General features: G+C 45.4%; 8 protein-coding genes. 3 read left to right on the top strand and 5 right to left on the bottom strand.

Annotated elements, in window-relative coordinates; all coding sequences use genetic code 11:
• Positions 1 to 61 precede the first annotated feature (61 nt).
• Positions 62 to 772 (top strand): pyridoxine 5'-phosphate synthase, encoded by a 711-nt coding sequence (locus GX089_12210; protein ID NLP03252.1) that lies wholly within the window; start codon positions 62 to 64, stop codon positions 770 to 772.
• Positions 773 to 889: 117 nt separating this feature from the next.
• Here GX089_12210 and treY read toward each other — a convergent pair whose 3' ends face one another.
• Positions 890 to 3,676, bottom strand: a complete 2,787-nt coding sequence (treY, locus tag GX089_12205) for a malto-oligosyltrehalose synthase (protein NLP03251.1) — start codon at positions 3,674 to 3,676, stop codon at positions 890 to 892.
• Between the two features lie 206 nt (positions 3,677 to 3,882).
• Here treY and GX089_12200 point away from each other — a divergent pair, with 206 nt between their 5' ends.
• Complete coding sequence (locus tag GX089_12200; GenBank protein NLP03250.1) at positions 3,883 to 4,299, top strand: hypothetical protein; 417 nt, start codon at positions 3,883 to 3,885, stop codon at positions 4,297 to 4,299.
• A 238-nt stretch (positions 4,300 to 4,537) separates the two neighbouring features.
• Positions 4,538 to 5,674, top strand: a complete 1,137-nt coding sequence (locus tag GX089_12195; GenBank protein NLP03249.1) for a hypothetical protein — start codon at positions 4,538 to 4,540, stop codon at positions 5,672 to 5,674.
• Positions 5,675 to 5,697: 23 nt separating this feature from the next.
• Here GX089_12195 and GX089_12190 read toward each other — a convergent pair whose 3' ends face one another.
• The 4 genes from GX089_12190 to GX089_12175 form a co-directional block, all read right to left on the bottom strand.
• Positions 5,698 to 11,493 carry a tetratricopeptide repeat protein gene (locus GX089_12190; GenBank protein NLP03248.1) on the bottom strand — a complete coding sequence of 1,932 codons (5,796 nt, stop codon included), beginning with the start codon at positions 11,491 to 11,493 and terminating at the stop codon, positions 5,698 to 5,700.
• Entirely contained in the window at positions 11,481 to 13,871 is a 2,391-nt protein-coding gene (locus GX089_12185; protein ID NLP03247.1) for an SUMF1/EgtB/PvdO family nonheme iron enzyme, read from the bottom strand. The genes GX089_12190 and GX089_12185 overlap by 13 nt, the downstream gene beginning before the upstream one ends.
• The gene (locus GX089_12180; GenBank protein NLP03246.1) at positions 13,781 to 14,539 is read right to left on the bottom strand and encodes a hypothetical protein; all 759 of its coding nucleotides are present in this window, start codon (positions 14,537 to 14,539) and stop codon (positions 13,781 to 13,783) included. The genes GX089_12185 and GX089_12180 overlap by 91 nt, the downstream gene beginning before the upstream one ends.
• Positions 14,526 to 15,905, bottom strand: a 1,380-nt coding sequence (locus GX089_12175; GenBank protein NLP03245.1) for a DUF2989 domain-containing protein, incomplete at its 5' end; no start/stop codon positions are given. The genes GX089_12180 and GX089_12175, both read right to left, overlap by 14 nt.

Raw genomic sequence — 15,905 nt, 5'->3', positions numbered from 1 at the left:
TATCTGCGCAGAAAGAGTAATACTTCAGATAAAGAAATGAATTATCGTAAAGGAGAGCATGATGGCGACCTTAGGGGTTAATGTAGATCATATAGCAACGATTCGTCAGGCCAGAGGCGGAAAAGATCCCGACCCTGTTCAGGCTGCCGTTCTCTGCGAACTCGCAGGAGCTTCAGGAATCACAGCCCATCTTCGCGAAGACCGGCGCCATATCCAGGACAGAGATATCTATCTGCTCAAGCAAACCATCTCGACACGCCTCAACCTGGAAATGGCACCTACATCGGAAATGATTAAAATTGCGGTGGATGTACTCCCTTATATGGTCACCCTCGTTCCAGAAAAACGGGAGGAACGCACAACTGAGGGAGGCCTGAATGTTCGCGAACGGGAAAAGGAACTATCAAAGGCAGTCGAAACATTTAAGAATAACAATATTCTGGTAAGTCTTTTCATCGATCCGGACCTCAATGAGATCAAAGCAGCAAAAAGAACCGGCGCCACCCACATTGAGCTCCATACAGGCTTTTACTCAAATGCCTCCTCTGCCCAGGCTGTTGCAGAGGAACTGGGGAAACTCAAGGATACAGCAATGGCAGCAAAAAGTTTTGGATTGCATGTCAATGCAGGGCACGGTTTGAATTATCAGAATGTAACTCCTGTAGCAGAGATACGTTACATGGAGGAGTTGAATATAGGCCATTCAATAGTCGCCCGTTCATCACTGGTCGGTCTTGAAGCTGCTGTCAGAGACATGATCGCGCTGATCTGATGGATTTGCAAAACCATGTACGTTCCCGGGGCGGAACAGGAATCGATATTTGGATACTGATACCGACCCTGGGAAAAAATCAAATGCGACCCTGCATGCGGTGTATCCGAACTTATACTACGGGCATTTTCCAATCAGTAAAGCCGCAGGGAACGATTCGAAAAGCTCTCCGGCATTTATCCCGTTTTCAAATGTTAATTCCCTCCCGGTTATCTCTTCTTTACAAGTAAATACCCCCTGAGGTATCTCTACATAGGTATCCTTCCACACCTTTGCTCCGAGCGGCAGTTCATCGGGAGAGATCACAGAAACAAGAAACCTGGGAACTGCTACAATCATCCGTTCCTCACCCCATTCTCTTGCAAATGCTATAATGCTTCTTTTGAAAACTCCTCCTGTTTTAAGATGCTTGTAACACCCGGACTGAAAAAGTTCTTTGTTCCTCCTTCTCGCCTCAAGACATCTGTAAATGAGAAACATCTTTACTCTTCCCTCTGTGCTCTCCATCAGGAGATCCCTTAGAAAACCGCTGTTGATTTCGGACTGTTTCAACTGCCTGAGAATATCAGCCCTTTTAAGGAAATCGACCTCACGTCTGTTGTCAGGATCCACAAGGCTGAGATCTAATAGCTCGGTTCCCTGGTAGAAGTCAGGAAGTCCGGGAGAGACGATTTTCAGAAGGCACTGGGAGATGGAATTGAAGATGCCGTAGGAAGAGATTTTCTGCTGAAACCGGATGAATTCATCAATAAATTGACCGGATATATCCCTGTCGAGAGCTTTATCTATGAAGTCGGAAAGTGCTTTTTCATACTCGAAATGAGGATCAACCCAGCCTGTATGCTCCTTGGCCTCCTTTACAGCCTTCAGCATGTACTGGCTGATCCGTTTTGTGTATTGCTGGTAATCCTCAGAGAGATTGAAGGTGCCGATAAGAGTCTGATAAAAAAGGTACTCATCATTGGGGTCAGGCATCTGCCTGCCATTGTATACGGTTTTCCACCTGCTGTTGAGCTTGCTGCATTTTTTCAGGAATTTCTCCCATTCCCGTGGCATCTCAGAGAGCACATTTATCCTTGCCCTCACATCCTCACCCCTTTTGGTATCATGGGTTGATGTAGTATTCATGGTGTTTGGCCACGATTTAAGCCGTGAGGAGCAGAATGAGTGGAATGCAGCAGCCCTGATGCCAAAGATATGCGGCCAGCTTCCCACTTCGTTAAGAGAACAGAGCCGATTGTAAATGTAAAGTACAGTATCCTCGAATCCTTTTGCCATCAATGGACCGGTAAACTGCTGAAATCTCATAAGCACATTGGTCCATTCCTGTTTCTCCTGTTCAGATGCTGATTCTTCATACTGAAGCAGGAGGAAACGCTCTATGAATGCGAACTCTCTTGAAAGTCCCGGCTCAAGAGCTTTGGCAGCGGAAATCGCGTATTGAAGATGATCCCGGTCAATTCTGCTGAACGATCTGCCGTTAATATAGGAGCGGTAAACAGGAAAGCAGGAAAGCAGTTCTACAAGCGCTCTTCTCAGACCGTAAAGAGTTATATCGGTGCCCCTGCGGTCTCTTCCGCTTACCTTTTTAATCAACAGTGCCAGATTATCGATATCACCTGCCATATGTTTGCTTATAATAAGTCTTTTCTTTTCTGTTAACAGACTCTTGAAATCCAGTCTTTTACCTGTAAATGCACTGTAGATCTGCTCAAAGAGTTTTCCGTTTCTGCGGTAGCAGAAAAGATTATTGACATAGTTGCAGAAGTCATATCCGGTGGTACCCTGAATCGGCCATACATTCGGGAGCGGCTCCTGGAAGCCGAGAATCTTTTCCACAATTATGTAACTCTCCGGCGCTCCCTTTCTGAGCCGTTCAAGGTAGAGATGAGGATCATAGAGACCGTCGATATGATCCACCCTGATACCATTTATCTTTCCCTGGTTTATCATCTCGAAGATAAACTCGTGGGTATCACGGAAAACCTGCTCGTCTTCCACCCTCAGAGAGATCAGATCATTTACAGTAAAGAATCTTCTGTAATTCAGTTCCTCTGTTGCCACTTTCCAGAATGAGAGCTTGAAAACCTGCTCCGCGTGCAGCGCATCGAGAAGAGAAAATGTCTCCGGTTTGCCGGGAATTCCGTTTATCTCCCTTAGCAATTCATCGATGAATGCCTGAATAGCACTCTCTGTAGTGTAGAGTTCCCACAGTATAGCCTTGGTGAATTTCACCTGCGTTCTTCGGGCTTCCATCTGGTGTGCAGCGGGAAGGTTTTTAATTGAGTAAAGTACCCCCAAAAGTTTCAGAAACCCCGGGTTGGATACTCCCTGTTCTGTTTTCAGTCTGTCAAGGTTTCGATCCAGTATTAAAGCGTAAGTCTCGATTCGCAGAGGAAAGAAATGGGAATAATACCTGATTGCAAAGCCATTCTGATCGTACGTTAATTTAATCTCACCTCTCTCAAGGCATTCCCCGTAGATATCTCCAAGAATCGGAGCCAGAAGCCTTCCCCGCAGAGATTCATAGGGATGATTCCAGTCAATATCGAAATAGTGAAGCGGAAGAAATGCGGGACCGTTTTCAAACAGATCCATCAGCAGTTTATTACCGCTGTCAAAGGCCATGTGGTTAGGCACTATATCCTGTATCCAGCCCATCCCGGCCCTGGCCACCTGCTCTGTGAGCAGATCAAATTCATCCCTGTCCCCTATCTCATTGTTGAGAAATCTTGGATCGGCAATATCGTAACCATGCATGCTTCCTTTCCTGGCTTTGAAAATCGGGGATGCATAGATGTGGGAGATACCAAGTTCCTTTAGATATGGAATTACAGCCAGTGCATCTTTAAACGTAAAAGAGGGGCTGAACTGGAGTCTGTATGTCGAAAGAGGAATTTCCATCTGCACATTTCCCGCAGGAAGGTATTTTTTTGATCAATTTGCAAATAATATGCCGCGTTAGAGTAACCATCACCTCTGGCTTTTCTCACCGCATTGCAGATGGAATTCCGTTTGCAAAAAAAATAACGCATAATCCAGCAATAACGGATTGTCCCTGACGAATTCTGCTCACACTACAACTCACTAAAATGGCAGAAAATACAGAAATGATAGTAAAGCCGGCACAAACAAGCACTGTCGGATCGATTCCCTCCAAAAAGTCACTACTTTCAAAACTGGGAGGTATCGAAGTAGGCTGCGAAAAGACCAGAAGTGCGCATCTGTTCAGCCTCCGGGACGGAGTATTCGCAAATGGCATGCTAGCTTTTACCGAGACATTCTCTGTTGCAACCGCTGTATATCTCAAGACTCCTGCAGTGCTGATCTCTCTGCTTGGCAGCCTCCCGCTTCTGCTCTGTGGCAATCACCGGTTTTTCCGTTTTCTTCTTCAGCTTGTTGGGAGGCTTTTTATCTACCCGGCTCCCAGTACTGATTGGATGGCAGTTGCACACTTTGCTCCTTGTTTCAACAATTCTAAGATTAGCCGTATATCTGTTGATGTTCCTGAGGTTTCCCACAATTGAGCTGCAAAACGTGAAATCACTGGATCTGTTCTTCCAGATACCTGGTCACAGATCAGGTATGGGCCTCCTGAGAAACGCTTTCAGAATATTCAGGAACAAATAACATGTTGATTGCCCGACAAAAGCCATTTCAGTTATTTTTAATATTCTTTGGCAACCATTTTTCCGCTCATGCTTCTCCTTGCATGATTGGTAAGTGTAATCACCTTAGCTGTACTTTTCCTAATGAGGTTTTATTGTGCAGATTCTCATTTCAATTACAATTCTCCTTCTAAGCACGATTTCTTCACATTCTGCAGAAAAGCTGACACTTCAGTTTTTCGGCTCAAATACCTGCGGTGAGTGCCTTGAGATCAAGGAAGAACTCCTTTTTCCTGCTCAAAAGCAGTTCAGAGACAGGCTTCAAATAAACTTCTACAATACCGATATCGATTCCACCATCAACCAGTTAATCAGGTTAGAGCAAATTTATGGTGTAAAAAACAGTTCGGCTCAGATGCTTTTCTTCCCTGACACTTTCCTCTCCGGCGCCGACGATATCATGAAGTTCGGGCTGCCGATGATTAAAATCAGGATCGATGAGAACCAAGCAGGCGCCGGTCCAACTGTTGATACGGATGGAGAACCCACAGACGCTCTCAGGAACAAAGTAATGGACTGGGGCTTTTTTGTGGGCAGCCTTGTTGCAGGACTTACCGATGGCATAAATCCCTGCGCCATTGCAACAATGATATTCCTTATCTCTTTTCTGGCGACCCGCAAAAAGTCCAGACGTGAGGTACTCACAATTGGCTTGGCATACACTGCAACCGTTTTCTTCACCTATTTTGCCATGGGACTGGGCCTGAAAGGAATCCTCGAGCATATCCGCGCCTATCACCAGATATCTACGACGATCCGCTGGGGAGCATTTGGATTTGCGCTTCTTATCGCAGCACTGAGTTTCAGAGATGCATATGTATACCACAAAACCAGGCGTTCAGAAAAGATAAGTCTTCAGTTGCCAAAATCGGTAAAACTGCAGATCCATAAGGTTATATCAGGAAGCCTCAGCGGGAAAGGCATTATTATCGGTTCAATTATTGCCGGATTCCTCGTCACCCTGCTTGAGGCAATCTGCACAGGGCAAATGTATCTGCCCTACATCGTGGCTATGACACAGAGAGATTCTCTCCGCATTACAGGTTATCTCTATCTGATTTTTTATAACTTCCTGTTTGTACTACCACTGCTTATTGTAATGGTGCTTGCTTTTTTCGGTCTGAAATGGAACGACCTCGCAAAAAGCACCGGCAAACACATGGTAGCACTTAAAGTCACTCTGGGATTGGTGATGGTCGGACTGGCACTGTACCTGGCAAGCGGGATTCTGTAAAGCAGTGTAAAGAAAAACACTGCTTATTTCTCCCTTGACATCGATTCTCTTTTCGCCCTAACAGTCTCTATCTGTTCTCTGACTCTTCTTATCTCTTCGTCAAGTTCGGTACTTCTGAGACGCAGTTTCTGAATCTCCATACGTTCCTTTTTAATCTCTGAACTCAGCGTAGTTTCCTTATCCTGATACTCTTTTATGGCCTTCATCAGTTCACCATGATTTTTATACTTGTAAACATAGTCGGGAAAAGATTTCTCTTCTTTCGACTCTTCCTTCTGTGCTCCCTGCAGTTCTGTTTTGCCTGTTTGTTTTTCAGGAACGGGTTTTTCTTTCTTTTCACCGGAAACGCTTCTTGCGGCCGCACGAGGCAACTTTACAGTAGATTTATACTTCTGAGTAGTATCGATCATCGCCGTAAAAACTATGGCAATCCCCTTATTCACAGAATCGGTGGCTGTTGCCTCCACACATATAACATTGTCACCGCCCTTTACAAGAGAACTGACTTCAGAAAGGCTGTCGATACGCTGCAATCCTCCATCACCTGCCGAATCACTTATAGCAAGCGTTCCATTGATAAACAGGCGATATTTCACTCCTGCAGCAAGATACAACGCGGCTCTTTGCGGCATTCCGTTCAGGAAGACATTTTTCCAGAAGTAAACATTATTCCAGTCCTTATTTCCCCAGATCACCGGTACCTTCTCCTTCATACCGGGAATCGACACCTGCCCGGTCTTGAGAGCCTGAGACCAGCCATCCTGCGGCGGATCAAATCCATTCCACTTTTCCACACTGTCTGCCCTGGTTATCCACTCCACACCGCTCCGGAACACCTCTTTTTGGAAAAATGACGCTCCGTATTTTCCAGGACTCAGCCTGGCGAGGCTCTCAAGAATCTTTCCATGCCACCTGTTGTTCTGAAGTTTCCTTCCGCGAATGTTCTTCAGCGCGTCTTCGTATGCAAAGATGGCGTTGTCCTGAAGTTCAAAGACAATATCTTCAAGTTGAAACAGCAGATCTTCCCTCTCCTCTTCGCTCATCTTTTCTGAAACATTTCCGGCATTCTTTAAAATCTCAACTGAAAGGCTGTCATACCCGCTACCCAGGAGATAATTGACATACACATAATCGTCCTGACACTTTATTGCAGAAGTATCACTGAGGTTAAGAGAATCGATCTGATCGAGCACATACTCATAATACTTCACTGCATCAGCCTTAAGGGGTGCGATGGTTTCGATGATCTGCTTCAGATATTGATAGTAATGCAGTGGTTTTCCCTTGATCTCCTTTGGTACAGGGGCATTCTGCATGGCAGCAATTGCTTTCAGCAGGTACTGCCCTGAGGTCCTGTAACTCTCAGCAAGTCTCCTGTTGGCTCTCCGTACCCACTGACGCTGGTCGGAACCGAGAGAATCGAAATTTACAGAGATCTCAATAGCCTTTTTATAAGGCACAAAGGATTTCTGCAAGAGCTGAGATGCCGCGGTATAAATCTCTTTTTCCAGAAGTGCACCTTTTATGGGATCAATTCTGGGACGTTCCTGCTTCTCCCAGGCATCAGAAAGCTCCTCATAGAGCATCCCTACTCTGCATGCAGCCTCAAACATCCTCTCGCTCTGGTAATGCAACACTCTTTGATATGCCTTGGCAGCCTCTGCAAGCAGATCAGATTTCTCTTTCAGTGAATTCTTAAGCTGGCTTTCAGGCAACTGAAATTTAATCTGCAGAAACTGCTCCCTTTTAAGATTACCCAGGCAATAGGCCGCTTCAGCCGCATAGAAATTGTTTGTCTCCAGACCCTCCTGGGCAAAACGAACATTCTGCTGTTCAACCTGCTGGAATCCAAGAATTGCGTTTTCGATATCTTTCTGCTCATAGTTGCATTTTGCAATCATAAACAGAGCTTCGATTGCTTTTACGCTCCTTGGGAATCGTCTGACAAAATTCCTATAAAGAGTGACAGCCTTTTCATACATGGCTGCTTTAGCATAGAATGCAGCCGATCTGAGCAGTATTGCCTCAACATCCTTTTCCTCGGGGTAAAGAGAAGAGTACCTTTCATTTGCCTCTGCCATTTTGTCAAGTTTGCCCAGCTTTTCATAACAAAAACCCAGATTAAACAGTGCATCTTTGGCTTTGTCAGACTGTGGGTAGTTTGCCACTATCAGTTCGTAAGATTCAGCCGCCTTGTTGTATCTGTTTGCTTTCTCGTAGTCACCGGCCGCATTGAAAAGAGCTGCAGGAGCAAGCTTTGAATAAGGATACTTCTTCACCAGTTCGCCATAGCTGTTGCATGCATCTGTCCAGTTCTCACTCTTTTCAAACGCCTCTGCTGCATTGAAAAGCACCGCATCCCCATACTCACTTCCGGGATACTTCTGCTCAATGGAAAGAAATACTGCAGCAGCATTCTGGAAATCGCCCTCTGCAAACAGTTTTTTGGCATTGAGAAACTCGGCCTGTAGCAAAAGCTTATAGGATGTTTCCCGCTGAACTCTATCACCGGATTCTTTCCAGACTCTCTGGAAAGCCTTGATTGCACCCGACCAGTTTTCCTCTCTGAAATGACACTGTCCTGAAAGCAGAAGAGCCTCATAGTATTGCGCGTTCTGCGGACCAAGTTTCAGGATACGGCCGTAAACCTCAATCGCCTTCGGGTAGATTTGTCTGTTGAAGTAAACAGCCCCCATACTGAGGAGAACTTTACCAAGTGATGAGCCGTTTGGAAAAAGCTCAGTGTAATTGTTTACAGATTCCAATACTTTCAAACCGGCAAAATCAACACTCCCTTTCTGTAACAGAGAATCGGGTGGGAGAAGTGACTGGGCGATTCCGATTGCGTTAAGAGCCGCCATTTCTCGTCTGTAGGAGTCGATAGAGGTTTTTCTGCTGAAGCTTATGTACTGATTGTATGCTCCGGGTTTATCCAGAAGCTTTGTATCCAGTATAACCGCCAGATTCCACTGAGCCTCTGCAGCATTTGGATGCTCAGTGTACAGTTCAACCAGTTTGCGGTAGTTCTCAGCCGCTTTTTCATAACCGGCACTGTTCCTGCTCTCTTCTGCTTCTCTGTAACTGGCATCCGCTACAAACAAACCAATAGATATTGCCATGGAATCAACTGTGGCTACAAGCTGGCTGTCTCTGGAACTCAAAGATTTCTGCCATTCCCCACCTTTACTGTATAAATCATAGAACTGCTGTCTGATAAAATTCGCAGAATCAGGCATCCCCTGGCTCTCATAAAGCTTTATCAGATTCACATTGACCTCGGGGGCCAGACGAGAGAATGGGTATTCCTCAAGAAGCCTTTTATAAACACTTATAGCAACTTTAAAGTCCAAGTCCTCTTCCCGAAGTTCCCCGATTCTCCTTAAAACCAGAGCCGAATAATCTGTATTGCCCACAAGCTTCAGAAATTTAACAGCGCCTTCAACATTTCTCCCCTCATCAAAACTGATTGCGATATAATCGACAGCTTCACCTCTCAGAAGAGGGTTCACAACCTGTTTCTCCTCCATTTTTGAGGGATCAAAGTCAAGATCTGCCTCCTCAATCAGGTATTTGAAAACCGCTATCGCCTCATCATAGTTGTCAAGCATGTAATAACACCATCCCAGATGATACAGTGCCTGGATAAACTGTGGATGATCCCGGTAAAAAAGCACCTTCCGGAAAGCATCCATGGCCAGGTTATATCCCCTTCCGCTGTCAATTCTGGGGTGGTCAAAATAGTAACGTCCGATATTCATGTTGGCTTCAACGAAATACTCCCCTTCAGGATACTTCTGAACCAGATCCTTGAGAGTAGCAATTGCTTCTTCCTCCATACCCTGTTTCTGCTGCGCCATTGCCTTGTAAAACATGGCATCATCTGTAACTTCACCTCTGGGATACAGAGTAATTATCCGATCGTAAAGTTCAATTGTTTTTTCCAGTCTGTATTCAGGAAAAACGGCGCTGTCTCCCCCGCTTGCCATCATCTTTTCATATTCTCTCAAAGCAACCTCAAAGTCATCATTGGCCTGATCGAAATAAAGCTCAGCAAGCCTGAAAAGTATCTGGGGGTTATAACGGTTTCTCGGGTACACCTCAACCATCGTTTCTATGTGATTAATTAACCTTTCCCTGTCACCCTTTATCCCTGCCTCCAGCCGGTCGATATCCTCGTTAACCTGCTTGTCTCCCTGTTTTAAAGCCTCTTCCCTGCCTGCTCCAGTGCTTTTTCTAACCTTTGAAACCTCCTGGGCAAGCTTTTTCAGCTCTTCTTTTTTGTCAATATATTTCAGGAAAGCCCAGTCTACAAATCTTGCCTGCATCTCCCCATCTGCTTTTCGGTCGAGAGAATCGTTTTCAAAACAGTCCTCAAGAACCACATTGTATTCCTGCTCTGTGTCGGCCTTTTCCTGTTCAACTGCTTTTATGACTGTAGCAATACTGTCAATCACTTTTAATGTAGAACTGTCAGAGGGAGTATTTCTGAGTGATTGAGAGAGGATCTCAAGCTCCTTAGTCCCGGTCCGCAAAGAGTCATGCAATCTGGCTATCCTTTCCTTCAATAAAACCAGATACCGCCTTTCAGCCAGATTTGGAACCTTCTTCAAATCACCCTTTTCATCTGTTCTTAAAGGATCTACCTGATCGAGCAGCGCATCAAATTTATTCTGGAGATTTTTTATCTTATCGATATTACCCCTTGCCAGTATCAGCGATTTTTCATCCTGGTTTTTAATGGCATCGTACTCTATAATCTGCCAGTTTTTAGCCATATCGGTAAGTCTGTCAATCTCTTCAAATACTTCAAACTTCAGCCTGGCATCAAGTATCTGCCTGTGAATCAGACTGCTTACCTGATTGGCAGCTTTCTGATTGCCAAGTCCGGTGTAAGCCTGTTCAAGAATAGAGGCCATGTCGAAATAATACGGACTGTTTTTATTACTGCTGAGAAATCTGCGTGCAATATCACGTGCATCCTGATACTGCTTTATTTCCAGTAAGGATCTTGCAATCTTAACCAGAGATAACTGATATCGCCTGGAATCTCTGGAAATCGTACGGTAATAACCAAGTGCTGCTTTTGCATTTCCCTGTTGATAATAGATATCACCAATCAGAATCGCAGCCTCAGAACTTAAATCCGGATCCTTCGACTTGTGCCTGACCTCCTCAAGCACTACCTGAGCCTTCTGAAGCTGATTCTGCCTTATGTAGCAAAGCGCTGTGATAAACCCTGCATTCAATGCATGTCTGGAGTTTTTTGGTATCCTTGACAGCAGGTCAAGTGATTCTTCGTAATTCTGATGTCTGTAATGGAGAACCCCCGCTATGTAAAGAGCAGCATTCAACAGGGGATGCTTGCTGTAAGCCTCCTGAAAAACTGTCAGTATACTGTCTGCGGTCTCGATTTCACTGCTGCCTGCTGCATACTCCATCAGCCTGTATAAAGCCGGTGCGGCCTTATCATTTGACGGGAAATACTGCAGGACAAACCTGTACTGCTCCCTGGCTTTTTTGTGCATCCCAAGCTGCCTGTAGCATTCGGCAAGTGCAAGTGAAACCAGATCCAGTTGGCCGTCAGGAAGATTGAGGTTTCTTATTTTCTCCAGCAGCTCAGAAGCATATCGGAACTGACCGGAGTTATATTTCTCGAGCGCATTCTGCATTTCAGCCGGAAGAACGGTCTCTGAGGGATCCAGATAGAGGATCTCCTTTTCGAATGCATTCTCAAGAATCCATTCCGGATCGTAATCGGAAGCGAATAAACCGCTTGCGATTGCAAACACTGTAATGATTATTATTCTTATTTGCAGCATCGAAAACCCGTCTCGTCTGATCTCGATCCCACTGTGCCTGATGACCGGGATTTGCATTGAGCGTCAATTCCATACCTGAAAGAGCCGCCCATCATCTGTGGATAACCGTCATCTCTGTCTTCCACCCATTCCCATACATTACCTATCATGTCATTAATGCCGAATTGATTACATTGCTTGAAATGCCCTGAGTTCCAGACCTTCTTGCCTTCTGTGGGGCATTTTCCTGGATCATACACCTGCCCATAAGGATACAACCGCTCCTGAGCCCCCTGACATGCATCCATCCACTCCCGTGATGTACAAAGCCTCTTCCCGGCATCTATACAACTCATCTTTGCTTCAACCCAGGAAACATTGGTCAGAGGCTCTCTTCCCTTTATGTTTGGATATTCATATCTGTCGATGCAAAAACTCTTCCCATCGTTTCCTGTTACGGAAACCATATCCTGAGGACACCTTTCACGGATATTGACTGTGCGTGAAAAAGATGCAACCCTTTTGTTTTCATCCATTACTTCCAGAACCACTTTGCGCTTTCCGGGATTTTCACAATGGAAAGCAGTTTTTCTGATTCCTGAAAGCTCTGTATCGAATTTTCCATCACCGTCAATATCCCATCTGAAAAGAAGCTTCTCAGGGCGGCTCTCTTTATCTATTGTCAATGCAGCGTCAAGATACGCAGTGGTTCCGGTGAAAAGTGTTTCCGGTTCTATGGTGAACATAGGCGACGGGGGGAGATCTATTCTGTAAATGAAAGTGTCCACTTCCCCCTTGAACCCTGAGGCATCGACTACAAACGCCAGGATAGTGTCCGATTCCATCAGAGTCAATGGCTTCTGGAAAACAGGTGACTTGATTGTAGGAGTTTTACCATGACGCTCGTAATAGATTGTGGACTGATCAAATGTATTCAGCGTTACAGACAGTATTCTGTCGTAGAGACGTTCAGAACCTGCCGGGACATTGGGTACAGCCCTCGGACTGAAGATATCCATAATAGAGACGGCGCTCTGGTTTCCGGCTGCATCCTCAGCATAAAAAGCAAATCTCAGATCATTCCTTCGATGGAATATCAACCTGTCACTTGATTTTAAAAACTTATTGCCGGCCGTTCTGGCAGTCTGGCTTGCCATCGGATTCGTCCCATCGACAGTGTAATAAATGGTGGCGTTTTCACTGCACTGGAGAAATACAATAACAGAATCGTTGAGACCTTTTTTTAGGTTGACATTGACACGCGGAGGAGTCCAGTCCAGAACATACTCATTTCTCTTTACAGGGCTTCTGACCCCCTCCTCCGATTCAAGATAGTATTCAAAACTGTGGTGTCCCTCCCTGCTCAGCATAATTTCTTTTCCGGAGCTCTTGAAGACCGTATCCGGAAGAATACGCCAGTAAACAGTGCCGGCAGTATTGGTGGAGAATGTGATCCTCAACTTCTGGTTGTAAACGCCCCCATTCGGAGAAGCTGAGATCATGGGATTATTAAGTTCGTTCATGACCCCGACAGGACTGGCATTTCCTGCTGAATCAACAGCCAGATACTTAAGTACCTGCCCTCTTGTCATGCTTATCGGTGACGAGTATACAGGAGACGATTTGGTGGGATCAGCACCGCCGATCTGATAGTAAATGGTTGCGGGTTCATTTGCAGAAAGACTTACCCTGAATGATCCCTCCTCTATGCTGCCCTCAATCCGGATTCTGACAACAGGAGGACGGGTATCGATATAGTAATCGGCAGCAAATTCTTCAGAAACATTCCCTGCCTCATCTATTCCAAGGTAGCGTAGAACCGTATGCCCCTCTTTTGAGATTACCACTCCATTGCTTGTGTAAAGCATTGAATTCTCAGATACAGATGTATTGTCGAGAGTATACAGTATCTTTACTTCTTCATTGGCGGTAAAAAATATGGTCTGTGCACTGTTGAAACGCCCCCCCGGATTGGAAATCTGAATCTTAGGTGCCATCAGATCATAGGTGTGGCTCCATTGCGATACATCCGACACATTCCCCGCTTCATCCCAGGCTCGTGCCCTGATTTTAACTTTTCCCCGGTGCTGAAGAACTATCGGCGAGGAATAAACCTCACTTTTGATATCCGGATCACCCCTGTTGCGGGTAAAACGAATCACCGATTTCTCTCTGGATGTCATGAAAAGCGTATCGGCATTGTGCCCCTGTGCCACTCTGAAGTGAAGCTTCGGCGGGATAGTATCGATTGCATACTGATTCTGGTAGACAGCAGTTTCGGTTCCAAGAGAACTCTTCCCGTAATACCTTAAAATAGAAAGGCCGTGAGGCAGAGAAATTGGCTCTTCAAACTTTTTAAACCATTTAGGAGGTGCCAGTGGATCCAAAGTGTAATACACAGAAGCCCCTGGAGGGAGACCGAAGGAAACCTCAATAATTCTGTTGTACACCCCCCCCTGGGATTTACCACAATATCAATAGACGATGTATCGACTGTGTACCTGAGAAATTCAGAAATCGTCCTGTTTCCCGAACTGTCAACAGCAACCAGATAACCCTCAAAACTGCTTTTCACTGTAAAGGAATCCGGGGAAAGAATTGGTGTACTGTCCTTTTCCGACTTCTGGTAAAAGAACCTGCACGGCTCATTACTGCTGATCTTTACCTTAACAGGGCCGGGATAGTTTCCAGGCTGAGGATCAATACTCAATGGTGGTGCCCTGGAATCAAGGACAAAGACGGTGGAATCAAGCTTTGACCTGTTTCCAAAATCATCTTCACCATAAAAGTATACGCTGTATGTTCCATCTTCCGTTATTGCAACAGGCCTCAAATACTGCTTCATTTCATCCGGCCCGTTTTGAGATATCCAAAGTGTAGCGTTCTCATTTGAGGTAAGTGTTATATAGAATACCGAAGAATGCCACTTTTGCTGAGGCTCGATCTTTATCACCGGGGCTATTGTATCAAGCCATAACGGAACAGCATCTTTCTTTGCATACGACAGATGCGGAAGAAGAAACAGAACGGTTCCTGTGATAAGGGATATAAATTTACTTACGGGCACTGCTGATCTTTCCCTCTATAGTCTTTCTGAGTTTCTTATCAACTGTTCTGGCCAGCGCTTTTTCCCAGTGTTCAACAGCGAGATCCCGGAACCCTCTGTACCGCAAATAAATATCTCCGATGATTAGATCCGGTTCAGGGTTTTCGGGATTTTTCTGGCTGGCTATTTTCAGTGCATAGATTGCATCTTCGTAGTTTTGTGCTTCTTTGTGTACTATAAGATCGTACATGCACATTCCTGTGCCCAGATAGCCCTCCGGGTAATCAGGAAAATCCCTGACAAGGAACTGGTATTTCATTGCCGCAACTTCGTACCATCCAAGCTTCCTGTATATCCCGGCAAGTCTGGCAGTCATCTCTTTGTTGCCGGGCAGATGCTCAAGATATGCTTCCATGTGCCTGGCCGCATCCTGGTACCGGTTCTGTGCAAGGAGAATACGAACAAGGCCGTTTAAAGCCTCTTCATGATATGATGATAAGTCAAGCACCTTTGTGTAACACTGCTCAGCGTTCTCATACCTGCGCAGTTTTTCCGCTATAAGGGCCTGCCTCAGGAGAATATCTATCCTGCCCGGAGCATATGACAGAAGCTCATCGAAATATTCATAGGCTTTCTTCAAATTGCCTTTTAATAAATACGCACCCGCAAGATTGTAAATGACAGAAGTATTCTTTGTTCCGTTTTTATAGGCACGCCTGTAAGCAGCGATTGCTTTCTGTGGATTTTTCTCCAGGTAAAAAACATTTCCCGCATTGTTAAGAGCTGACTGGCTCAGAGATGAGTTGGAAGATGCTTCCATAAAGAGCTTCCGGGCTTCTTCCTTTTTTCCCAGATGATAATAAACCACTCCCAGATTGACAAGAATGTCATTTAGCTTCGGGTTTGCCTCACGGGCTTTCTGCAGCAATTGTGCGGCTCTGTCAAACCAGGTTAACTTGAAATAGGTATGGGCCAGATCAACCATTATGGTGGTGTTTTCAGGGTCGATGGAGAGTGCGGACTCCAGCACCATCGATGATTCCATCAGGCGGCCACTGTTACGATATGCAGCTCCCAGAGAGGAATAGTAGTGAAGATACTCGGGTCTGACCTTTATAAGCCTGTTAAAAAACTCCACTGCCATGGCATATTCACCTGCGGCAAGATAAGCCATCCCAAGAGAGAACTCGACACTCAGATCAGATGGTGAAGAGGCAACTGCTTTGGTCAGGGATGCAACTGCTCTCTGGGTTTCTCCCTGAGAGAGATAGAGATTTCCGATTGCTTTGAGACCTGTGGCAGTTTTCTCAAGATTTTTCCGATGCAGGGAAATAAATTGTGAGGCTTCAGATAACAGGTCCGAATCCACGAGCGAATTTGCCGCATC

The sequence above is a fragment of the Fibrobacter sp. genome (genome assembly GCA_012523595.1).
GTDB lineage: Bacteria > Fibrobacterota > Chitinivibrionia > Chitinivibrionales > Chitinispirillaceae > JAAYIG01.
Note: the sequence above shows the minus strand (reverse complement) of the source record. Positions and strands in the feature narration are given on the sequence as shown.